The sequence below is a fragment of the uncultured Gilvimarinus sp. genome, assembly GCF_963975215.1.
In the GTDB taxonomy this organism is placed as follows: Bacteria; Pseudomonadota; Gammaproteobacteria; order Pseudomonadales; family Cellvibrionaceae; genus Gilvimarinus.
In genome coordinates this window covers 39,802-62,719 of record NZ_CAXBFW010000011.1, presented here as the reverse complement: position 1 = coordinate 62,719, position 22,918 = coordinate 39,802, and the positions used below count along the sequence as shown (strand labels likewise).

11 protein-coding genes and 1 tRNA gene are annotated in these 22,918 nt (G+C 53.9%); 5 read left to right on the top strand and 7 right to left on the bottom strand.

The window, feature by feature from the left end; genetic code table 11:
- Positions 1 to 336: 336 nt before the first annotated feature.
- Both AAC019_RS09440 and AAC019_RS09435 read left to right on the top strand, forming a co-directional pair.
- Positions 337 to 3,951 (top strand): di-heme oxidoredictase family protein, encoded by a 3,615-nt coding sequence (locus AAC019_RS09440; protein WP_339898528.1) that lies wholly within the window; start codon positions 337 to 339, stop codon positions 3,949 to 3,951.
- A 356-nt stretch (positions 3,952 to 4,307) separates the two neighbouring features.
- Positions 4,308 to 5,969, top strand: coding sequence for a glycosyl hydrolase family 18 protein (locus tag AAC019_RS09435; protein WP_339898527.1), 1,662 nt, complete (start codon positions 4,308 to 4,310; stop codon positions 5,967 to 5,969).
- 75 nt (positions 5,970 to 6,044) lie between these two features.
- On the opposite strand, the gene AAC019_RS09430 is transcribed toward AAC019_RS09435, so the two are convergent.
- On the bottom strand, positions 6,045 to 9,188 hold the full coding sequence (locus tag AAC019_RS09430; protein WP_339898525.1) for a carboxypeptidase regulatory-like domain-containing protein: 3,144 nt from the start codon (positions 9,186 to 9,188) through the stop codon (positions 6,045 to 6,047).
- Positions 9,189 to 9,495: 307 nt separating this feature from the next.
- On the opposite strand from AAC019_RS09430, the gene AAC019_RS09425 reads away from it, so the two are divergent.
- Positions 9,496 to 10,686, top strand: a complete 1,191-nt coding sequence (locus AAC019_RS09425) for an endonuclease/exonuclease/phosphatase family protein (protein ID WP_339898524.1) — start codon at positions 9,496 to 9,498, stop codon at positions 10,684 to 10,686.
- 212 nt (positions 10,687 to 10,898) lie between these two features.
- Here AAC019_RS09425 and AAC019_RS09420 read toward each other — a convergent pair whose 3' ends face one another.
- Positions 10,899 to 14,921 carry a CBM35 domain-containing protein gene (locus AAC019_RS09420; protein ID WP_339898523.1) on the bottom strand — a complete coding sequence of 1,341 codons (4,023 nt, stop codon included), beginning with the start codon at positions 14,919 to 14,921 and terminating at the stop codon, positions 10,899 to 10,901.
- Positions 14,922 to 15,820: 899 nt separating this feature from the next.
- Between AAC019_RS09420 and AAC019_RS09415 the strand changes: the two genes are divergently transcribed.
- Together AAC019_RS09415 and AAC019_RS09410 are read left to right on the top strand one after the other, a co-directional pair.
- A tRNA-Pro gene (locus AAC019_RS09415) sits at positions 15,821 to 15,897 on the top strand.
- Positions 15,898 to 15,941: 44 nt separating this feature from the next.
- Positions 15,942 to 17,345 (top strand): hypothetical protein, encoded by a 1,404-nt coding sequence (locus AAC019_RS09410; RefSeq protein ID WP_339898522.1) that lies wholly within the window; start codon positions 15,942 to 15,944, stop codon positions 17,343 to 17,345.
- Here the strand turns inward: AAC019_RS09410 and panB are convergent.
- The 5 genes from panB to AAC019_RS09385 all read right to left on the bottom strand — a co-directional run bounded on the left by panB (position 17,342) and on the right by AAC019_RS09385 (position 22,917).
- Positions 17,342 to 18,163: a 3-methyl-2-oxobutanoate hydroxymethyltransferase gene (panB, locus tag AAC019_RS09405; protein WP_339898521.1), complete on the bottom strand. Its 822-nt coding sequence runs from the start codon at positions 18,161 to 18,163 to the stop codon at positions 17,342 to 17,344. The genes AAC019_RS09410 and panB overlap by 4 nt on opposite strands.
- A 10-nt stretch (positions 18,164 to 18,173) precedes the next feature.
- Positions 18,174 to 18,860, bottom strand: coding sequence for a deoxynucleoside kinase (locus AAC019_RS09400; RefSeq protein ID WP_339898520.1), 687 nt, complete (start codon positions 18,858 to 18,860; stop codon positions 18,174 to 18,176).
- Positions 18,861 to 18,891: 31 nt separating this feature from the next.
- Complete coding sequence (gene folK, locus AAC019_RS09395; protein WP_339898518.1) at positions 18,892 to 19,395, bottom strand: 2-amino-4-hydroxy-6-hydroxymethyldihydropteridine diphosphokinase; 504 nt, start codon at positions 19,393 to 19,395, stop codon at positions 18,892 to 18,894.
- A gap of 4 nt (positions 19,396 to 19,399) precedes the next feature.
- The gene (pcnB, locus tag AAC019_RS09390; protein WP_339898516.1) at positions 19,400 to 20,731 is read right to left on the bottom strand and encodes a polynucleotide adenylyltransferase PcnB; all 1,332 of its coding nucleotides are present in this window, start codon (positions 20,729 to 20,731) and stop codon (positions 19,400 to 19,402) included.
- Between the two features lie 779 nt (positions 20,732 to 21,510).
- Positions 21,511 to 22,917, bottom strand: a complete 1,407-nt coding sequence (locus AAC019_RS09385; RefSeq protein ID WP_339898514.1) for a sigma-54 dependent transcriptional regulator — start codon at positions 22,915 to 22,917, stop codon at positions 21,511 to 21,513.
- Between the last annotated feature and the right edge of the window lies 1 nt (position 22,918).

Below are 22,918 nucleotides of genomic sequence, written 5' to 3'. Positions count from 1 at the left end.
ACATTTTTAAAAAGTTGCCCATAAACCCAAACCCCTTGCTACTAAAGGGCTGTGAGCGATGGTCTCGATTTATTGTGGCCAAATGTGGGAAAGAGTGACTTGTCACATTGGTGTTGGGTGGTTAGTGGGAAGACACCTTGATGGGGCAGGAATACAGTGCAAGCACTGGAACTATGCATGACTCTGAGTATTGCGCTTAGAGAGCCGCCCAGCTCCAGCACTGCAGCAGATCGATTGAACGACCGACAGGAGCGTCGGACTGATTATCGACGATGGAAGCCGTGCAGCGATACATTTACTCAAACCTCACACAATGCTAATAATGAGGAGCGCTACATGATAGCCAAAACGTTTTCTCGAGGTGCCCTCGCGGCACTGGTCATAGCCGCCAGCAGCGGCGCCTACGCTCAGGTAAGCAACCTATCTGGCTCGGCAACTGCAAACGCCACAACTCAGGATTTGCCCGCCAGTGCGGCAATCGACGGCGACGGTAATACCCGTTGGGCTTCTACCGCACAAGTTGATCCATCGTCACTGACCCTGGATCTGGGCGATAGCTTCGCGCTGTCTGAAGTGATTATTTACTGGGAGGCGGCCAACGCTGCCGAATACGAAATTCAGGGCTCTAACGACGGCAACAACTGGTCGACCATCGCCACCCGCTCGGGCGGTACCTTCGGTGATCGTACCGATACCGTCCCTGTCTCGGGTAACTACCGCTATGTGCGGATGCACGGCATTAGCCGCAGTGCTGGTAACAACTGGGGCTACTCTATATGGGAGATGGAAGTTTACGGCGCACCGGCCTCACAGGGCAGCGAAGTGGAGCTGACCAATCTCGGCGGTACCATCAGCTCGCAACACGCCGATTCGCCAGCCGGCGAGGGCCATGGCGACGCGGTGGATAATAATGTAAATACCAAGTACCTCACCTTTAACAATTCGGCATGGCTGCAGTACGAGGTGGCGGACTCTTACGTCGTTACCCGCTACTCTATCAGCTCGGCCAATGACAGCCCAGAGCGTGACCCAGCGAGCTGGACTTTGCAGGGTTCAAACGACGGTAACAACTGGACGGCCATTGATGCACGCATTAATGAAGACTTCCCCAACCGTTACCAGACCCGTGACTTTAGTTTTAGTAACAGCACGGCGTACCGCTTTTATCGCTTAGATATGACCAATAACTCGGGCTCGATTTTACAGTTGTCGGAGTTTGAATTGTTTGGTGTGGCGGCAGGCGGTGGTGCCAGTGCGAAACCAGTACGCCTTGAGGCCGAAGATTACGACGCTTATTTTGATACCTCGGCCGGTAACAACGGCACTGCGTACCGCAGCGATGACGTTGATATCGAAGCCAATGGCGCCGGTTATAACGTTGGCTGGATGGAGCCGGGTGAATGGCTTGAGTACAACGTCAGCCTGGCCGCTGGCACCTACGACATTAGCACCCGGGTAGCGTCTGACACAGGAGGCGGTGCTTACAGTGTATCGCTGGCCGGCGGTGCCGTCAGTGGCAGTGTACCGGCTACCGGTGGTTGGCAAGCGTGGCAAGAGCAAGCCCCGGGCGCTATTTCAGTGGCGCAAGCGGGCAACTACACCGTACGTTTAGATGTGAATGCCGCGGGTATGAACCTCGATTGGATTCACCTGGAGCCGAGCGCAAGTTCTAGTTCCAGCTCGGTCTCGTCTAGCTCGTCCAGCGCCAGTGGCAACTGCGACAATGGCTGTCTGGAATTGGTTAATGGCCAAACTTTGCGCGCCACCGTCAGTGGCGGTGATACCGTAGACGTTCACTACACCGTTAACGGCAGTGCACAGAACAACGTGCGTATGAATGAGGCCAACGGTGAGTGGACCTATGATATCGCCGGGCTAAACAGTGGCGATGTGGTAAGTGTGAGCTTTACGGTGATTACCAACGGTGCCGGTCAGAGCCTAGCGTGGCGCGACTATACCGTAGGCGGCTCGAATAATTCGTCGTCTAGCTCGAGCAGCTCTTCCAGTTCCAGCAGCTCAAGCTCAAATTCAAGCAGCTCTTCCAGTAGCTCAAGTACGCCTCCGGGCGGTCCGGTAGTGCCTTTGTATAATAGTGGCACAGCACTGGAGCCGGTGATTCAGTTTGATCGAGGCGACGCTTTGGTGACGCGCTTTTCTGATCGCGGCCGCGATCGTCACGCCAAAGAAGATCACTTTCAGGCGTACGAGCACTATCTTAGCCACTACTGGGAGGATCGCACGGCGGCCATCGAGATTGTCGATTACGTGGCGAAAGGCGGTGACACTATCCGGATGAATGTGGTTACACAGTTTAAGCTTAACGATACCGAAGCCGAGAACCGCTGGTTCTATCGCGGTGTGGGCACCGTTGCTGAGTTCTGCGATAACGGCACGATGGAGGTGATTGACGACACGCACTACTACAAAGAGCGCAGCTTTAACTGTCGTGAAGGTCGTGCGATTCAGATCGGCGATAAGATGGAGTTTGAGCTGAGTCAGTTTCTCGATCACAGCGTACCCAACGGCCGATCGGCTTACTATGGTTCGACCTACTTGTACATCGTGGGCGAGGGCTTAGTGCCTTGGGAAGTGGGCGGCGCAACGCCTGCCGGTGGTATTAAGGACTCGGTTAAGATTCCCGAGAAGGCTTGGTTAGGTGGTCACACCACCGTTCACGCCATGAGTTCGAACGAGCCAGACAATCTGTTTTTACAGATGGCTACCAACATTGGTTACGATAATGCGCAACCGTTTATGTTGGGGCGTCGGGTGCTGCACAGCTCGTTTGTCGATGGTTTGCACGATGAAAACCCAATCGATAATCCCGCCTTTGGCCCGGCCATCGGCCGCTCTGGTCCGCTGTTTGTCAACTCAAGCTGTACCGGTTGCCACGAGCGCAATGGTCGCGCCGCGGCGAACCCGGTGGGCGAGCATCTGGACAAGTGGGTATTCAAAGTGGGCGATGTTAACGGTAACCCGCACCCGCAGTTAGGTCGTGTGTTACAGCCGGAAGCTAACGGTGGTGCTGGCAGTGAAGGTCAGGTGTCCATTTCATCCTGGACTGAGCAAAACGGTTTGCGCTCACCTAACTTCCAGTTTAGCGGTGTAACGCCCGAGACATTCTCGGCCCGTATTGCACCGCAGCTGGTGGGGATGGGCTTGCTTGAGGCGATTTCTGAGTCGGATGTACTGGCGCAGGAAGACCCTAACGACGCCAACGGCGACGGTATCTCAGGCCGCGCTAACCGGGTTGCCGATCCTGCGACCGGTGAAACACGTCTGGGCCGCTTTGGTTGGAAGGCCGCTAAAGTCAGTGTGAAAGACCAAGTCGCCGGCGCCTTTAATACGGATATGGGCGTGATGACGTCACTATTCCCCAATCCGGATTGTGGCAGTGCGCAGTCAAACTGCGGGCCATCTGGCTCTGAACTTGCCGACTCGCATGTGGATGACGTGGTTAAGTATGTTTCACTCTTGGGTGTACGTGCGCAGCGTGATTACAATGACCCGGCTGTGATCAATGGTGAAAACATCTTTGACTCGATCGGCTGCGCCGATTGTCATACGCCGTCTTACCAGACCAGCCAGTTCCATCCACTGGCAGAGCTGCGCAGTCAGGCGATTCAGCCTTACACCGACTTGTTGTTGCACGATATGGGTCCGGGCCTTGCCGATAATCTTGGCGAGGGTGACGCGACCGGAAGCGAGTGGCGTACCACGCCTCTTTGGGGCCTGGGTCTGGCCGCCTGTGTGACTGGCGGTACCACCAATGCTCCTCAGGGTCAGCAAGTCTGTACACCTGTACACAGCTACTTGCACGATGGCCGTGCTCGCACAATCGATGAGGCGATTCGCTGGCACGGTGGTGAAGGTGAAGCCTCTAAGCAAACCTATGAGTCACTTTCACAAAATCAAAAGAACGACCTGTTAGCGTTTTTGCGCTCGCTGTAATGGCGTAAATCCGCAAGAGCTGGGTGATTGAGCACCCAGCGTTTAAACTGGAAAAGCCCGGATAAATAGATTGTCCGGGCTTTTTTTTGGTAAGTTTTGGGGTTGGTTTGCAATGCCTATAGCGCTTACGCTTGCGCGGTGATGACACCCCATAGGGTTGAGCACTTATAAGTTCATTTTATATAAAAACGGCGCGAGCACTTCTTAATCATATTTATAAAATGGCGGCCATGCCCGTAGTATGTGAGTCGCTTACGTTATTTTAATAATAATCCAAGGACGGGACAGCAGAGATTCTCTGCAGCCTGATAGATATTACTTACATGCATCCATTAACGTTTTTTGGAGCATGACCTATGCAGTTTATACACACTAAAAAAACAGCTCATATTAAAAGAAATCTATCCGCGGTTATTCGATTGCGGGAGTGGACGCTCGTTGGCACGGCGCTTAGCGCCTTTTTGTTGCCGGCCCAAACCCACGCGGCCGATTGCAGCAATGTGACCAGCTGGAGTGCTGGCTCTGTTTATACCGCCGATGTAACAGCGGTGCGCGATGCGACTTTGTTTAAAGCAAAGTGGTGGACGCAAGGTGACGATCCGTTAACCCACTCCGGGCAGTGGGATGTGTGGGCGTCTCAGGGCGCGTGTGATGGCAGCTCAAGCTCGACGAGTTCAAGCAGCTCAAGCTCCAGTAGCTTAAGTTCGGTAAGTTCAAGCAGTTCATCCAGTGTGAGCAGCTCGTCCAGTTCCGCCTCGGGTGATTGCGCTTCGCCCCAGTACGTGGCCGGCACCACCTACAGTGTCAATCAGTTAGTGCAAAATGCGGGCAATGAATACCGCTGTACAATAGCCGGTTGGTGTTCATCTGATGCCGCGTGGGCCTATGCGCCCGGCACCGGTGCTCATTGGCAGGATGCGTGGCAGTTGGCGGGTAGCTGTGATGTTGGTTCATCCTCAAGCAGTTCTAGCTCCTCCAATAGCTCGTCATCCAGTAGCTCATCCAGCAGTTCGGCGGGCAATAGCGACCGTATTATTTCCGGTTACTGGCACAACTTTGATAACGGCTCCGGGGTGATTCCCATTGCCGATGTATCGGACGCCTTTGATGCGATCAATGTCTCGTTTGCCGAGCCTACCGGTAATGCACCGGGGGAGATTGGCTTTGTACTTGACCCGGCGTTTGATGAGCAAGCGTTTAGGGCCGGGGTCGCGGCTAAACAAGCCGCCGGTAAAAAAGTCATTATTAGTATTGGTGGCGCCAATGGCCAGGTGCAGCTAGAAAGCGCCTCGGCGCGCACTAATTTTGTTAACTCAATGATTAGTATTATTGATGAGTACGGCTTTGATGGGCTGGATGTGGACTTTGAAGGGCACTCGCTTTATCTGCAAAGTGGCGATGATGATTTCCGTAACCCGACCACGCCAGTAGTGACTAACCTGATTGGTGCGCTGCAAGATTTGACCGCTCACTACGGTAGTGATTTTATGCTAACCATGGCACCAGAGACTTTCTTTGTACAGTTAGGTTATAGCTTTTACGGTGGCACCTGTGCCGGTTGTGATACACGGGCAGGGGCGTACTTGCCGGTAATCTATGCCATGCGTGACCAGTTGGATTGGCTGCAAGTGCAAAATTATAACTCCGGCCCGATTACGGGGTTGGATGATCAGTATCACACGATGGGTGTGGCTGACTTTCACGTGGCCATGATCGATATGCTGTTGACCGGGTTTACCATTGCCGGCACCAATGACTTCTTTCCGCCCTTACGCGAAGATCAGGTGCTACTGGGTCTGCCGGCCAATAACAATGCCGGTGGCGGGTTTACCTCGGTGAGTGACGTGCACTCGGCGCTCAATTGTCTCATCAAACTGCAAGGTTGCGGCACCTATCAGCCCCACACGGGTACTGGGTGGAGCGATTTACGCGGAGTGATGACCTGGTCGATTAACTGGGATAAGTTTAATAATTTTGAGTTTTCCACCGAGCATCGTCAGTACCTTGATAGCTTATAACGCGAAAAAAAGGCCGGATCAATGATCCGGCCTTTTTTGTGTTAAACACCTAAAATGGTGCATTGACGCTTGTGCTTAGAAGTCGTAGCGGAAACCTACGCGCAGCTCCCACAAAGAGGCACCACCCACGCGGGTTGGGCCAGCTGGGTCACGAAACTCTTCAAACACGTAGCGGCCCTGATCGTCCATTGAAGCGTTAACGGCCGCTTGCGAACGAGGGAAGCTGGTTTCGTACTGCACACCCCAGTCGTCGTTGATCAGGTTACCCAGGTTCTCGACAACCATATAAATCGACGAGCGGTGCTCTTCCATAATGCCAGGCAGCTCTTGCTCGACTTTCAGGTCAAACTTAATCCACCAGTCGCTGTTTAGCTCGTTGCGCTCCATCACTTGACCGCGATCAAGGCCTTCGCTATCGGCAAATTCAAAAAAGGCGTCGCTGTCAAAGCCTGGATCGAATACCACGTTTGGATCATCAGTGCCGGTGGGGACATACAGCAAGTGACGTGCGATAAACCCGGTGGAATCACCGAACATAAAACCGTCACTAAACGTGTAGCTGTAAGGCCGACCCTCGTTGGCAGAGCCAAACAGGGTGATGCGGGTATCGTAATCACCAAAGAAGGCGTGCTCGTAGGCGACTTTGGTGGTAAAGCGATGGGGGATATTATAGTTAGAGGTGGCCGGCCCGGGGTTTTCCGGATCGCTGGTGGCTAAGTTGGTATAGTTAGAGAAGGCGACCGAGCTGGTCATAGGGTTAACGTCTTCAGCGTCGCTGTAGGCGTAACCGGCGGCCAGCTCTAAACCAAAGTCAAAATACTTACTGGCGCCCACGGAAATGGTCAGTGCTTCGCCTCCGTCGTCAACGTTGGTCAACATAAAGTCCTGACTGCGACCATCGACGCTGCCGTAAATAGGACGACCGTCAAGCGCGGTACCGGTCTGCACGCGAGAGATGTCCGAGATAAAGGCGGAATTTTCGTATTGGCTGTAAAGAATGTCACCCGACAGGACTAAGTTGCCCGAGAACTCGTAGCTGGTACCAAAAGCGTACTTCCAGACGGAGGGAAGCTCAAAGTCCGGATCCTGTAAATTAACACCGCCGTTAGCGCCTTGTTTGTTTGCCACCTGATCGTACAGACCTTGCGGGATATCGTAGATCGGGCGGCCTTCGCCGGTAAAGGGCATATTGAGAATTGAGTCGCCTGAGTCATCTTGCACCTCGATTTGCGTTACGCCATCGTTAGAATAGTTATTAGAGATCCATACGTTGGGGTTACCGCCCGAGTACAAGCCCACACCACCGTGAATTTCAAACTGATCGGTCAAATCCCAGTTAAAGCCTAAACGCGGCTGTATCAGGTCAAGACCATCCAGGTTTTGGCGGGTATCAATGAGGTAAGAACCCAGGATGTCGTAGTTTTGAGTGGGGGTGTCGTCACTTTCGTAGTAGTCGTAACGCAGGCCGGCTACCACTTTCAGGTCGCCACCGTCGAGAAAGATTTCGTCTTGTAGGTACAGGGTGTTAATAGCGTACTCAAACTCGGCCGCGGCGTCGGCTTTGACGTTAGTGCCGGCCGCGTTTTCGTAGATAATAACGCTCGGGGTGCCGGCCTCAAAGTCTTCGATGGAGGAGAAGCGGTATTCGCCTTCCGACTCCTGAACGAACATGTTGAACACGTCAAAGGTTTCACGCTCGTAACCGAAGGTAAACGTTTGATGATCTAAGCGGTAGCTACCGGCAAGCTTTAAGTTAAGCGACTCGTAAGACAACTTGTTGGCATGACGCGAGTCATCGGCGCCCATGTAAACAGTCGCTTCTGACAGGTTGCCGTCGTTGTCGTGATCGTTCATGGTGGTGATTTGTACTTCACCAAAGTCGGTGCCGGCCAGCGATAGCTGACGGTTGTCCAATTCTTGATAACCGATTTTAATTTCGGTTGAGAACGCGTCGGTCCAGTCGGAGAATAATTGACCAACGTAGGAGGTTAGCTCGGCGCCGCGCTCGTAGTAGTGATTGGAAAACTCCAGTTCGTTAGAATCGCCATCGGACTGTGCAATTGAGTAGCCATCGTTGTAGTTGTAGGTAAACGAGGCGCGCTGCGAGTTGGTGATGTTCCAGTCAAGCTTTACCAGTAATTTTTCGTCTTCTACCGGTAGGCTGGAGGGAAAAGTGCCTGGGTTGTAGCCGTAGACGTCATTGGCAATGCGCTCGATTTCGGCGATTTGCGCGGCGGATACGCCCTCTACCGGGGTGGCAACGTTGGCGTCGGCGGTGCCGCGATCAAAGGTGTCTACGCCTTCGAGTTTTTCATAAGCGGCAAAAAAGAACAGTTTGTCCTGAATGATCGGGCCGCCCAGGCTTAGGCCATAGCGCTGCTCGTCAAATGGGGCGATATCAATGCTGTCACCCTCAAGCGAGTCGCCGCCCATTGAGTCGTCGGTGTAATCGTAAAATACCGAGCCGTGAAATTCGTTATCGCCCGACTTGGTAACCGCATTAATGTTACAGGCGCTAAAGCCGCCGTATTGCACATCAAAAGGAGCCAGCTCTACGGCAACCTGATTGATGGCATCGTACGAGAACGGCATGCGCTCGGTGGGGTAACCGTTGCTGTTTAAGCCAAAGTTGTCGTTCATGCGAACGCCGTCTACGGTCAGGCTGTTAAAGCGTGGGTTGGCGCCGGCACACTGAATCGAGTCATTAAAGGCTTCATCGATGTAGATGCGTGGGTCCAGGCGTACCACGTCTTTTAAGTCGCGGTTGATGGCCGGGGCCGTTTCTAGATCGTGCAGGCTAAACGTGGTGTTGGGCCCTACGGCGGCAAAGTTTTGCTCTTGCAAGTTACCCACCACCAGTACTTCTTCGGTGGCCATTTCGCCCACTACAATCTCAAGTTGGTAAGCATCGCCCAGCGACAGGTACACGTCTTGAATAGTGCGGCTGCCTTCATCCGAAACCACTTTTACCGTGTAAGGGCCACCAACACGCAAACCGCGGGCATTAAAACGACCGGCGTCGGTCGTGGTTATGTCGCTTTGGCTGTTGGACGGGGTGTGAGTAATAGTGATGGTGGCATTATCCAGTGGCTGGCCGCTGGTGTCTGTTACCTGGCCCTGAATGGCCGAGCTGGTTTCTTGTGCAATGGCCGGTAGCGCGGTCCCCATAACCGCCGCTATCGATAATACTAAGGTGTTCCGTGTTAACGTTTTGTTCATGGCATTTATTCCCGTTAGGTTGCTCCATGGTCGATTGTTCAATGCGTTTCATGCCCCCGTTTTTTATGAGTGCATGCTCCCGCCCGCTATGGCGGTTGAGCGCCATACGAGAGTTGGTTGTTATCCTGCGGTGGGAGATTATTAGAGTTGTTTTTACATTGGCCCGAGGACTCTAGCGAAAATATGCGAAACTTCTGTGACCGCGCTGTGACAAAATAAAGACAAAGGGGTGACAGGTCACAGATCGGTCACAATGTTTGGGTAGGCTCACGCTTTTTGTGATCGAATGCGGTCAAGGTGGGGCTACGTGCAAGAGTATCGGCTAATAAGAGTACTGTGGGGAGTGTTATTGAGTATGGCGATTAGCGGCTGCGCCGAACGCGAGCACCAAGCGTCCCAACCCGTTAGGGTGGCGACCTTCAACGTGAGTATGGAGGCGACTAACTATTTGCCTCCGGGGAGCTCGCCTACACTTGACTCGGCGACCCTATTGATGCGTGAGTTGACCTCGGGGGAGAATGCTCAGATCGCCAATGTGGCGGCTATTGTGCAACAGGTTCGCCCGGACATTGTCCTGTTAAATGAGTTTGATTACACCGCGGACCCCGAGCGTGCGGTTGCGTTGTTTCAGGCTAACTATCTGGCCCGGCCGCAGGCGGATAACGACGTTATTAACTACCCGTACTTTTACACCGCCCCCGTTAATACCGGTGTGCTGTTTCCGTATGATTTAAACGGCGACGGGGCGGTTACAGCCCCTGTTGATACCTATGGTTTTGGTCATTATCCCGGACAGTATGGGATGTTGCTGCTGAGCCGATACCCCATCGATAACAGTGCTGTGCGCAGCTTTCAGTACTTTAAATGGAAGGATATGCCCGGTGCATTGGTGCCGCAAAAAGCCGATGGCTCGGCCTACTACTCCGCTAGCGCCTGGGCTGAGTTTCGGCTGTCGTCTAAAAGCCATTGGGATGTCCCGATAAACGTAAATGGCCGCACACTGCATTTGCTGGCGAGTCACCCGACACCGCCGGTGTTTGACGGCCCGGAAGATCGCAACGGCAAGCGCAACCATGATGAGGTGCGGTTGTGGCTGGATTACATCGACGGTGAGGCCGGTTATTTGTACGACGATCAGGGGCGCAAAGGCGGGCTGGATACTCAGGCCAGTTTTGTCATTGCCGGTGATTTAAACAGCTCGGCGGTGGAGGGTGATGGTCGTAAAGACGCCATTAGCGCACTGCTGACGCACCCACGCATTACGGACCCTAACCCTGCTAGTACAGGTGCGGCTGAGGCTCGGCCGGATAATCGTTACAGTCGTCATCATACCGCGGGTTGGGGCATGCGGGCTGATTACGTTTTGCCCTCGGCGGATTTGACGGTAACGGGCAGCGGTGTGTTCTGGCCCGCGCAAAACGAGGCGCATCGCTCGTGGGTTGAGAGCCGTGCGGCCAGCTCCGATCATCGGCTGGTGTGGGTGGATGTTGCATGGTAATTATTATCCTTATTCGCTAAAAATCATTCAGCTAACACAGCGGTGGAGCTTGTCTGGTAGGCCGGGTTCTGAACGGGCGGTGTTTACGGCGTAAAGCTTAATGACCGACACTGTATTCATAGTTGTTTCTCTTATTGTTAAGTATCCGATAATAAAAAACCCACCCGCCAAAGGCGGATGGGTTTAAGTTTCTGCCCGTCAGTGAGCAATGATTACTGACAAGCGACCTTACCCAAGCCCAATACATACCAGGGCTCGTAGCCGAGCGGTGAGTTAAACGGAGCCTCACCATTTTTACCGGCGGTAGCGCTGACGTAATCGGCCAGCTCTTGCCCAGAGCCTAAGTAGTTATAACTAATGGCATTCCGTGACGTTTGCGAATAGTTTTGCTTAAGGTCGGGCACACTGCCAGAGGCGTCGGTAATCAGGTACTCCAGTGATGGGTCGAGATTACAGTTGGCATCCGAGAACCACACGCGGGTGTTTTCTGAGCGGAAGTTACCGCCGTCTACATCCCGTGCCAGCTCTTCTCCGCGCTCATTAAGCGCTTGCACCACGTCATCTTTTTCCTGAAAGTCGCGGTTCATTAACACCATGTTGTCTTCCCACAGAACGGTGCCGCCGACCCGTACACTTAAGATGTCTTTGCGGTAGTTCATAAAGAAGTTTTCAAACATGTGCGAGGTGCCGCGACGAATCAGCGGTATGCGACGCAGAGTGTTACCTAAGTTGTTGTACTGATCGTCCGTGGTGATAAACGCGTTGTGGTGCATGGTGGTGGTGATTTGCGAGTTAATGGTACGGCTATCACTAGAGCCATGCAGTGCGGCACGCTTAACGTTGATCAGTTTGTTGAACGATATGGTGATGTCGTAGGCACCGACTTTCACATCAAACGCCGCGTCACCGGTGGTGTCGAAGGTGTTTTTGTGAATCCAGATGTCGTGTGACGCACCGGTATTGCGGATCATATCTGGGTCCAGGCCGTGGTCTTCAGTATGGCCCGCACCGCGGAAGTCCAGGTGAGTCAGAATCACACTCTCGGCGGTTTGTACCGGCTGCCCCGAGATGTCGCTGCCGATGGCAAAACCGTTAAAGCGGAAGTAGCCATTGGACAGGCGGCCATCGAGGGTTTTGTGTGAGCCGATCTTGGTGTTGCGAATTGGCAAATCATTGTCGTTCAAGCGGTCGTTGTAAAACTCGGCCGCGCAGTTCGCATCGGAAATGCCTTTGTCGTCACACCACTGGTGGTAGTCATTACACTGAGCTTCATTACCATCAATCGCGTCCAGTACCGCCGGGTTAGAGCAGTGGTTGCGATGCATGGAAATTTCAGTCTCATTAGCGAAGTCGACTTTATCAAACACAATCCAGTTGTGATCATCACCGGTAACCGCGTCCAGTAGCTGTTGCTCGACTGAAGTTGCACTGTTTTTAGTGATGATGGTCAGTTTGCTGTTGCCGTTTGGATCAAAACCACCCAGAGCGTTCTCGCCGTAACCTACGGCACGACCGAGTGAGTTAGACAAACACTCAACAATTTCCTGGTCGGATTGCAGCGAGGTCGAGCGCCAGTTGACGTTCGGATTGGTGGCGATGGCGACACAATCGTCCGACAGGTCTGTCTCGGGAGGTGGCGTTACCGATGAGCTCGACGAACTGCTAGAGCTGGTTTCACTTGATGAGCTGGCTTCGCTTGAAGAGCTAGCCTCCGATGAGCTGCTGGAGCCTTCCACGGGGCCGTTAGCGTTGTAGACCTCGATCTCGGCGATTTGCGGTGCGCCGTTGGCCGAGTGAATTTCCAGGCTAACTTTACTCGCCGAGACATCACCAAAGCCCGAGATTACCGCTTCACTGCCAAGGCTACCGCCGGTTGCCAGTACATCGCCGTTGTCGTAGTTGATCAGAGACCAGCTGGTGGTGGCGTTGTTAAGCTCGCGCACAATGACTGTGTTAAAGCTGCCTGCCATACCTTTTACTGAAATGGTCTCGTTGCTGGACGAGCCCGGCTGCCAGTAAGAGCTGCTGTCGCCATCGACAACATTGCCGTAACTGGTTCCGCCACCTTTGCTACTGCCATCGGCGCCGGAGGCTTTGTTATCGCCCAGCTCTGGTGGCTCGACAGGCGCGCTTGATTCAGACGAACTAGACGCTTCTGAGGAGCTGGCTTCGCTGCTTGAGCTAGACGTATTACCGCCTGCGCAATCGCCTGCCTGAGGCGCATTACCGGTAATGCTTACGCTGTCGATATTGGCAAGGCCTGAGCTGCCCGTGGCCTCTAAGCGCAAGTCGTTATAGCCGGCGTTGAGGTACACCGAGACGGTGCCGGTGCCGGTAAAGTCATTCCAGGCGCTGGTGGCAGGCATGTCGACATTGGTTTGGCTGGCACCGTTGACCAGTACACTGCCAGGGCGGTTGTCGCTGCCGTTGGCGTAGCGCCAGTTAAGCTCGTACGTGCCTGCGGTTGGCACCGTAACAGACCAGTCAATTCCGGCACCTTGTACGTTTTCGGTGTTGGCAAAGCCGCTGCCGCTAAAGCCCGCGTGGTTGCTGTCGATGCTGCCTTCGACATTACAGAAGCCGTTGCTTTCCTCTAGCGTTAGGGTGTTCTCAACCGGGGTCGAAGAGACAGAGCTGCTTGAGGACGAGCTGGCTTCGCTTGAGCTGGACGACGAGCTACTACTCACCGCGCCGTTGTAAACTTCAAACTCGCCAATTTGCGGTGCGCTGCTGGCACTGTCGATCAGTAAGTTAACTTTAGTGGCGGTAGTATCGGCAAAGCTAATCACCGCCTCGTTACCAAGCCCATTGCCCGAGGCGAGTAGGGCGCCGGTGTCGTCGTTCACTAACCGCCAGCTGCTGGTGGCGTTGTTTAGCTCGCGAATAACCACGGTGTTAAAGGTGGTGGCGCTGTCCCATTTAACAGAGATACGCTCGTCGGAGGTGCCGTTTGGCTGCCAGTAGCTGGAGGTGTCGCCATCGCGCACATTGCCGTAGCTACCCGAGCCTTTACTGGAACCGTCGGAGCCGGCGCCAATGGATAAATTGGTGCCGGGATCAACCGGGTCCGTCGAGCTGCTTGAGCTGGAAGAGCTTTGCTCGGAAGAGCTCGAGCTGCTGGAGCTGGGCACACTGGAGCTACTGGAACTGCTGCTGATAACGCAGCTACCGTTTGAGGTGGCTAAGTTTGTGTGCGCGCCTGCGGTACCTTGAATAATCTGTGGTACACAGCTGGCATCGTCGAGCGTGTAGCTGTAGGGAATACTGATACTGGTGGTCGACGTGGGGTTGGGGCCCGCCGGGTGGTTGTCATCGTCATCCGCCGTCCAGGTAATATTGTCCCAGATGTTACCGCTGACATCCCAGTAACCCATATCGTTGGTGTAAAAGGTGCCCAGTGGGTCTTTGGAATCCTGAAAGTAATTGTGCTCGGCTTTAATCTCGCCACCGATACGCGGATTCATACCGGACTTTTGCAGGCCGATGTAGTAATTGTTGTACGCGTGGGCGGTAGCGCCACGCAACAGAGGCGTGCGCGAGTCGATGTTCTCGTACAGGTTGTGGTGAAAGGTGACGGGGCCGTTGTTGGTGTCGCCATCGCTTGAGCCTACCAGGCCGCCACGGCCGGAGTTACGTAAAATGCTGTAGGACAGTGTCACGTACTTGGTGTCGGCCTTCATATCAAACAAGGCATCGTAACCGGCGCTTTCTCCGCCCTGGGCTTCCAGGGTCAGGTGATCCGCCCACACGTTATAGACATCGCTCTCCATGCCAATAGCGTCGCCGCCATTAGAGGTTGGCGAGCCGGATTTTTTGACATTGCGAACGTGAAGGTTCTGCAGAATGATATTTTCGGCACCGCGCAGGTGAATACCCAGCTCGTCAAACAGCGCACCGCTACCGACGCCGATGATGGAGATATTGCTGACATCTTTAATTTCAATTTTGTCGTCGGCGGTGTTACAGCTATCGCCCGAGACTTTGCTGGTATTGCCGTGGTTGATGGTGCCTTCCACGTGAATAATGACTGGGGTGTCACTAGAGGCGCGATTGCAAAGCGCGGCGTGAATGTCGGTACCGCTGGTGGCGTACACCACATTACCGCCGGCGCCGCCGGTGGTACCGCCATTGAGAGTCGCAAACCCGCTAGGGGCTGCTAAAACTGAACCTGACGCGCCGGCAACGGCGAGCGCCAGAGTACAGGGGGCAAGTGTTTTGTGAAATATGTTCTTCATTGGACAATCCTGTTATTAAATTTTATGGATATGCCGCAGCTGGAAACCTGGAACTGGTATTACCTCTACCAACCAACCGCTACATTGCCTGTGTTGTTGGCGGACTGGTAAAAGCACTCTCGAACGGGTCGTCACTTCCTCTGTTTTACAACAGTCCGCTGTGTTACGACTCGACTGACTACTGATGCTTTTGGGTGCTTCTGGTGTTGCCTGTTATGAGAGAAACCATCCGTCTGACGTCCTGGCTCCCTTAGTGGTCAGACATTTTAATGGGCAATTGGTAATGCCCAATTGGTCAGGCAATATAGTGGTTATGTTATTTTGTGTAAAGCCAATACCGTCACAAAAGTGTGTTAAAGGTGCTTTATCTTGAATTTGGCGGATTAACCATTGTTTTTGGTTGGGTTTCAGGCTTTCTAAGTTGGCTTGGGTTTTAAAAATCTGAGTGCTGATGAGGGCTTCTTAAGGTTTAAGCTATATGAATAGGTATTGGTGAGACCAAAAATAAAGCTTTCTTTTTTTGGTCTGACATTTGGCGATTTTGGCTTAAGAGCCGCATTGCGGCGATGTAGGCGCACTAAGCGCTCTATGAATATAGCCAGATCATCTGCAACGGGAGCTCTCTATCTCCAATTGGTTTAAGTATCGTGGCGCGGATACTGGCATTTTTTGCGCGCTGGTTAATACTTACGTTACCAACGGTTGAATCTAACCCGCATTCAGCCAGCGGCTCGGCTTTTGCCGACAGGATCTTTCCTTCATGTTACTCCTAGAATGGTCTTCTTTACCGACGCTTCCCCCAAGGCGTCGGTTTTTTTGTGCGTGTGTCCGGCATGATTTACATTGAATTTTTCGTTGCGTTATAATTTGCCGCTTTAGGGCGGTAGGCCGCAGCAGCTCGGAGCGTAGCGCAGTCTGGTAGCGCACCTCGTTCGGGACGAGGGGGTCGGAGGTTCGAATCCTCTCGCTCCGACCATTTTTTAGCGGCTTTCCAGCCCACTTCAGTGGACGAATACAATAATGGACATTAGAGCGCGATGTGACTTTGATAAAACAAAACGCGCCGCGTGGTTTTGCTCGCACTGCAACGCCCATTATAGTGAACGCTGTATTCCCGATGGACACAATCCGCTCTGGGGGCGCCGTGGCCCGGTCTGCTTATTATGCTTTAGTGAATTAACCGCGACCGATGATCCATCACTCGCCAAGCCGTTTTGGCATGTTCTGCCGTACCTGTTGTTGTATCCATTCCACCTTAATGGCTTGTTATTAATACTCACCGCCGTGTTTGGCGTACTGATGCTTGGCGGTGGTACGCCGGCGATAATTTTTGCCGTCATGTTTCAGGTGGTGTGTGTTAAATACTATTTTGCCGTGCTAGCCGCAAGGGCCGAGGGTAAGCGCTGGCCACCCAGTCTGTTAAGCCTTATTAAAAGCGATCGCGATCAGCTGCTGTTAAAGGCGGTGCTGGTGTATGTAGTGCAGGCTGCATTGTTGCTGGGGCTGATTTTTTATTATCCCGACAATTACCTCCCGCTGCGTTATCAGCCGTTTATTCTGTACGGCTCGTTGGCGCTGATGCTGTTTGCGTTTCCGGCTATAACCATGGTTTTAGCACGCGAGAAGTCTCTGTTACGGGCCATCAGCCCCTTTGCGATTGGTGCGGTTATCGCCGGTATGGGGGTTTACTACCTGCTGTTGTGGGCGCTGTTAATCATACTTGGGCTAGTGATAGACGCGGCGTTACAGTTTGCGGTGCCGCTATTACACGAGCCGTGGCAACTGGCCGCGACTTTGGGCATCACCACTTACAGCTCACTGCTTAGCTATGGCTTGCTGGGGTATGCGTTGTTTCAGTTTCGCGCCGAGATAGGGCTTGAGCCCGACGAGCGGCCGGTGCTGCCAGAGGCCGAGTTCGTTCGCGCTCAAGGGCTGGGGGCGGTGTTTGTGCTGCAGCAGCACGGTGAGCTGGAGCGAGCGTGCGAGCAAATGCGCGAGTTGGCGAATAAGTATCAGAATGAGCTGGCGGTGCAGCGTCAGTACCATCAGTTATTACTGCAGCTCGATTCGCCCGATGCCCGCCGCGCGCTGAGCGCCCATTCGGATTTTTTTCTGGAGTTTTTATTAGCTAAAAATAATAAACAAGAGGCGGCGCGGGTGCTGTTGGGCACGCTGGCTAACGTGCCGACATTCCGCCCCTCCAAACTTGCCACTACGTTAACGCTGTGGCCACAATTGGCTAAGCAGTTAACGCCCCGGCAGCGGGCGGCGTTGCTGTTAAATGCTCATAAGCACTATCGCGGTGACACGGGTGTCGCGACTGCGTACCGGTATTTGGCAGAACTTTTTGAGGGGCCGTTAGCACAGCCGGATAAAGCCCGTCAGCTGCGGGCGTTTATCCAGCGCGAGTATCACGGGGCTTAATTAAAGCTGTGGCTGGGCTCTGGGAAGGTACCGTTCTTTACGTCGTCGCGGTATTTTTTTAGCGCGCCGGCAATGTCGCCGGTTTCGAGTAAAAAGTTTTTGGAGAACTTAGGTGGCTGCGGTGTTAAGCCCAGAATGTCGTTAATGACCAGCACCTGAGCGTCGGTATCTGCGCCGGCGCCAATTCCTACGGTGGGGATGCTAACGGCCTCGGTAATGGCTTTGCCCAGCGCTACCGGTACGCACTCTAACACCAGTAGGGCAGCACCTGCGTCGGCCAGCGCCCGGGCGTCGGCGATCATTTGCTCGGCTTTATCGGCGTCGCGCCCCTGCACCCGAAACCCGCCAAATTTATGCACCGATTGCGGCGTTAAGCCCAGGTGCGCGCACACCGGGATGCCCCGGTCGGTAAGCATTTTTACGGTATCAACCAGCCACTGGCCGCCCTCGATTTTCACCATGTGCGCGCCGGCTTGCATAACCCGGGTGGCATTGGCCAGCGCCTGTTCGGGGCTGGCGTAGGTCATAAAGGGCAGGTCGCCAATAATCAGGGATTTTTGGTTGCCGCGCGCGACCGCCTCGATGTGGTAGATCATTTGCTCCATAGTCACGGGAATGACACTGTCGTAGCCCAGTACCGTCATCCCCAGTGAGTCGCCAATTAGCACCGCCTCGATACCGCATTGCTGAGCCATGGCGGCCATGGGAGCATCGTACAGCGAGACCATGACGAATTTTTCCTGGCCGCGCAAAGCGTGCAAGGTATTGATGGTGACCTTTTTTTCCAGAGCGGAATCGTTTGCTTGTGAGTAGGGCATGGTATCGACTCTATAAAACGGGCGTGGGGTTGTAGTAGTGGCGGCCACTTTTAATGGTGGTGATGTACTCAACCAAATGCTGAAAGTGGTCGCGATTTTGCGCGAGGTTTAAATCCTGAGCGTTAACAATAAGCAATGGCGCGCTGTCGTAGTAGTGAAAAAAGCTGGTGTAAGCTTCGTTTAATACTTTTAAGTATTCGTCGCTGATGTGTTGCTCAAACTCGACACCGCGCTGCTTTACACGGGCTTGAAGCACGTCTAAGGGCGCTTGCAGGTAGATCACCAGATCGGGGCGAGGCGCATCGAGGGTGAGCTTCTCGTAAACCTGCTGATAAATAGCCAGCTCGTCGTCGTCCAGTGTTACCTGAGCAAACAGCTGGTCTTTTTCCAGCATAAAGTCGGCAATGCGATGGGAGCTGAACATATCATCCTGCCGCAGCTGCTGGATTTGTCCGGCGCGCTGAAACAGAAAAAACAGTTGCGTTTGTAGGGCAACGGATTTTGGCTCTTGATAAAACCGCGCCAAGAAGGGGTTCTCTTCGGGCTGCTCGAGCAGTAAGTCGTAATTGAACAATTGCGCCAGGTTGCGCGCCAAGGTGGTTTTGCCTACGCCAATGGGGCCCTCGATGGCAATGTAGTTGGGCAGCTTGACAGAGGATAAGTCCAGTGCCAGCTTTTCGAACACAGCGTCTACCACATTAGAGTCCTCAGTGAATGCTTCGCGCAGTTTAGCGCTGCGGCGGGAGCTTTATCAAACCTTCGTTGCCGCAGCGCTGTGCCAATGAGGCGATAGAGGTGCCATCGGGCAGCGACAGCTCCGGGGCAATTTCCAGTAGCGGGAGCAATACAAAGTTGCGCTCGGGCAGGTACGGGTGCGGCACACGTAAGCGCTGAGTGTTAAGCCGGACGTTGTCGTACAGCAGTATGTCCAAATCCAGAGTACGCGGGCCCCAGCGCTCCAGACGCTCGCGCTGGTGGGCTTGCTCCAGTGACTGTAGTGCGTCCAGCAGCGGCTCGGGGGCGAGCCTGGTGGCGAGCTGAGCGACGGCGTTAATGTAGTCGGGCTGCTCGCCAGGGCCCACAGGGCGCGAGCGATACAGTGATGAAGCGCGCACCAGCTCGGTATTCTCGAGTGCGGCAAGCTCTTGTAGTGCGCGTGTTACCTGCTCTAACGGCTCGTCGAGGTTACTGCCAAGGCCTATATAGCAACAGTGGCTGGACCAATCACTCACGGCGTCAATCCGGTTTCGGGGCCGGGCTTTTACGGTTGTTACGGCGCCGGCGTGATTTTCGCGGGCCGCTGGGTTTAATGTTGTCTATCAGCTTGGCGCGCAAGGCTTCGTCGGCAGTTTGAAACTGCGTCCACCAGTTGCCCAGTCCATCGAGTTGCTCGCCGGCCTCTTCGCGCAGTAGCACAAAGTCATAAGCGGCGCGAAAGCGCGGGTGCTCGAGCATGGTGTAGGCCCGCTGACCACCGCGCAAGGTAAGCCGGTGCTGCATGTCCCAAATTTCTCGCATCGGGATCAAGAAACGTTTGGGGATGGCAATGCGCGCCAGTTGCGCGCTAATAACTTGCTGGCAGGCTTCGTTAAAGGCCTGACCTTTGGGCATAGTGCCCATAAGTTGCCCCAGTAAGGCTTGCTGCGGCGGCCACAGCAGGGCGGCAAAAATAAACGCCGGGGTAATGGATTTGCCCGCGCGAATGCGCTTATCGGTGTTGCACATGCACTGCTCAACCATTGCCAGGGCAATTGGGTCGCCCGTTTGCAGGTGCGCTTCGACCATGGGAAACAGCTGCCCAAACAGCTTGTATTCACGCAGCAGATGGAAGGTGGCCGTGGCGGAGCCGGCCAGAAACAGCTTTAGCACTTCTTCAAACAGGCGCGCCGGGGGCACATTGCTGAGCAGGTTGGCCAGTTTAGGGATCGGGGCGGCCGTCTCCGGGGCCAGGGTAAAGCCCAGCTTGGCGGCAAAGCGGATCGCCCGCAACATACGCACAGGATCTTCCTGATAGCGCGTGGTGGGGTCGCCGATCATGCGCAGGGTGCGTTTTTCTAAATCGTGAATGCCGCCGGTAAAGTCGTGTACCGCAAAACCGTCGAGCGAGTAATAGAGGGCGTTGACGGTAAAGTCACGGCGTACGGCGTCAGATTGCACCGAGCCGTACACATTGTCGCGCAGCACCATACCGTGCTCACTGCGGGCGGCCTCGTGGTGTCCGCGAAAGGTGGTTACCTCGATAATCTCACGGCCGAAGCGCACGTGGACGATTTTAAAGCGGCGGCCGATGATGCGTGCACTGCGAAACAACCCCTTTATTTGCTCGGGCTTGGCGTTGGTGGCCACGTCAAAGTCTTTTGGCTGCTGCCCCAACAGTAAATCCCGTACGCCACCGCCGACTAAATAGGCCTCGTAGCCGTGGTCGCCTAACTGCTTCATGACTTTAATGGCGGCGTGGCTGACCAGCTTGCGGGAGACGCTGTGTTGATCCCGGGGGATGACAATTGGCTGCTTGGGGGTGTTGGAGTTGGAGCGAGGGGTAATGAGTTTGAACAGCCTTTTCAGCATGGAGTAATCTGCACTTTGGAGTTTGAGCCGGCAGGCGGCTGAAATTTAATATAGCCCAAGTCTATCACGGGCTTGCGGGGTAGGCCAGAAAGCAAAACGGGAAAGCATAAGCTTTCCCGTGGGATGGGCGGCACAAGTTGTTTAATCTGCGTCCCTGCCCATTCCAAATCAGTTGCTATCCATTTGGTGCCTAGTCAGTCGTTCCGCTTTATATTTTATTATCGTTATTTTTTTATTATTACTTATCATTATTGTTTGTTGTTATTTTTAAGTTTGTTTCTTTTCTTATTGTCTATTGTTCTTATTATGTTTTTACCCTTTCTTATTATTTCTTGTTGTTATTATTGAACTTATTCATTTTGTAATTGTTTATTGTTTTTATAAGCGGTTCTACGTTTCTTATTGTTTGTTGTTGTTATTAGTGTGTGTCGCTTTTTTATTGTTTCTTGTTGTTATGTACACGGTATAAAGCACTTGCTGTGCCAGTTGTAAAAATTACAACAAAAACAACGATTTAACATTTTCATGTATGGGTATATTCGTTTTTGTTATTTCTAACGGTTACAGCTTTACGCTGTTATTGTTACGGCTGTGTGGTGGGGGTAACAGTTGAGTGGGGTAACAGCCCTGAGGCCGCCGGTAACAAATTGGCATTCAATGAATTATTCTGGCGTATAAATCACTTTTTTGACTGAGACTAGCCGCAATCGATGGGGCAGAAACGACACACGCCGCAGGTGCGGCGTGTGGGTACAGGCGATTTGGCAGAGTTAAGCGGGCTATTTAGTGGCCGTGGTGCCGGATTTGCGTCTGGGGATGCCAAATCTCTGGCGACGTTCCCACAGACATTTACGGCTTACCCCCAGCTTTTTCGCCAGCTCGGTCTCGCTCATGGTGTCCTGGTGCTCGAGTACAAAGTGCTGGAAGTAATCTTCCAGTGATAAGTCTTCGGGTGGATCCTGGTGCGAAGGCCGGTTACGGGACAGGCTGTTACCCGCCTGCATGTAGGGGTTGTCGTCTTCTTCGTCCAGCCTTACCAAATCGAGGTCGATGGCCAGCAGCTCGTGGCTGATTTCGCGCTCATCCTCACACAAGATCACCGCCCGCTGCATGGCGTTTTCCAGCTCGCGCACGTTACCGGGCCAGGTGTAGGTGGTAATGGCCTGAATGGCTTCGGGTGAGAGCTTGAGTATTGGCTTGTTAAACTGGTGGCAGTAACGGGTGAGTAGCGCTTCGGCGAGTTGTAAGATGTCGCGGCCACGCTCGCGTAATGGTGGCAGCTCTAACTGAATGACATGGATGCGAAAGTACAGATCTTCGCGAAACTTGCCCTCTTGCGCCAGCATTCGTAAATCCCGGTGGGTAGCGGCAACCAGTCGGACGTCGACTTTACGCGACTCTACTGAGCCCAGTGGGCGCACTTCTCCCTCCTGCAGTACGCGCAGTAGGCGTGCCTGAGCCTCTAGCGGTAGCTCGCCAATTTCGTCCAGAAACAGCGTGCCACCATCGGCGGCGGCTACCAGGCCCTCACGGGTGCTGGCCGCGCCGGTAAAGGCGCCTTTCTCGTGACCAAACAGCTCGGACTCGATCAGGGTTTCGGGAATGGCGGCGCAATTGACCGAGATCATCAGCTCTTTGTGGCGTCGGCTCTGCTCGTGCAGTGAGCGGGCGACCAGCTCTTTACCGGTACCGGTTTCGCCGTGAATCAGTACGGTGGCATCGGTGGGGGCGACTTTGGCAATACGGCTGTAGAGTTTCTTCATGACCTCGCTGGAGCCGATCATGCCGGTAACTTTGCTGCTGTCGGTGCTCGGTACCAGATCGCGTTTGGCGGCGCTGGATTTGCCGATCACACGTTTAACGGCTGTGACCATCTCGTCGTGATCAAAGGGTTTGGCGATATAGTCCACCGCCCCCATTCGCATGGAATCCACCGCCGAGCGCAAGCTGGCGTAGCTGGTCATGATCAGCACCGGGATGTCCCCGGCGAGTTTGATGAGGTCGGTGCCGGGGGCGCCGGGCAGGCGCAAGTCCGAGATGATCAGCTCAAAATCAGTGAGCTGGAACTTGCTGGTGGCCTCGCGTACCGAAGGGGCTTCGCTGACCTCGTACTTGTTGCGCTCGAGTAGCTTGCGCAGCGCTGTGCGGATAATTGCTTCGTCTTCAACAACCAGAATCTTAGTCATA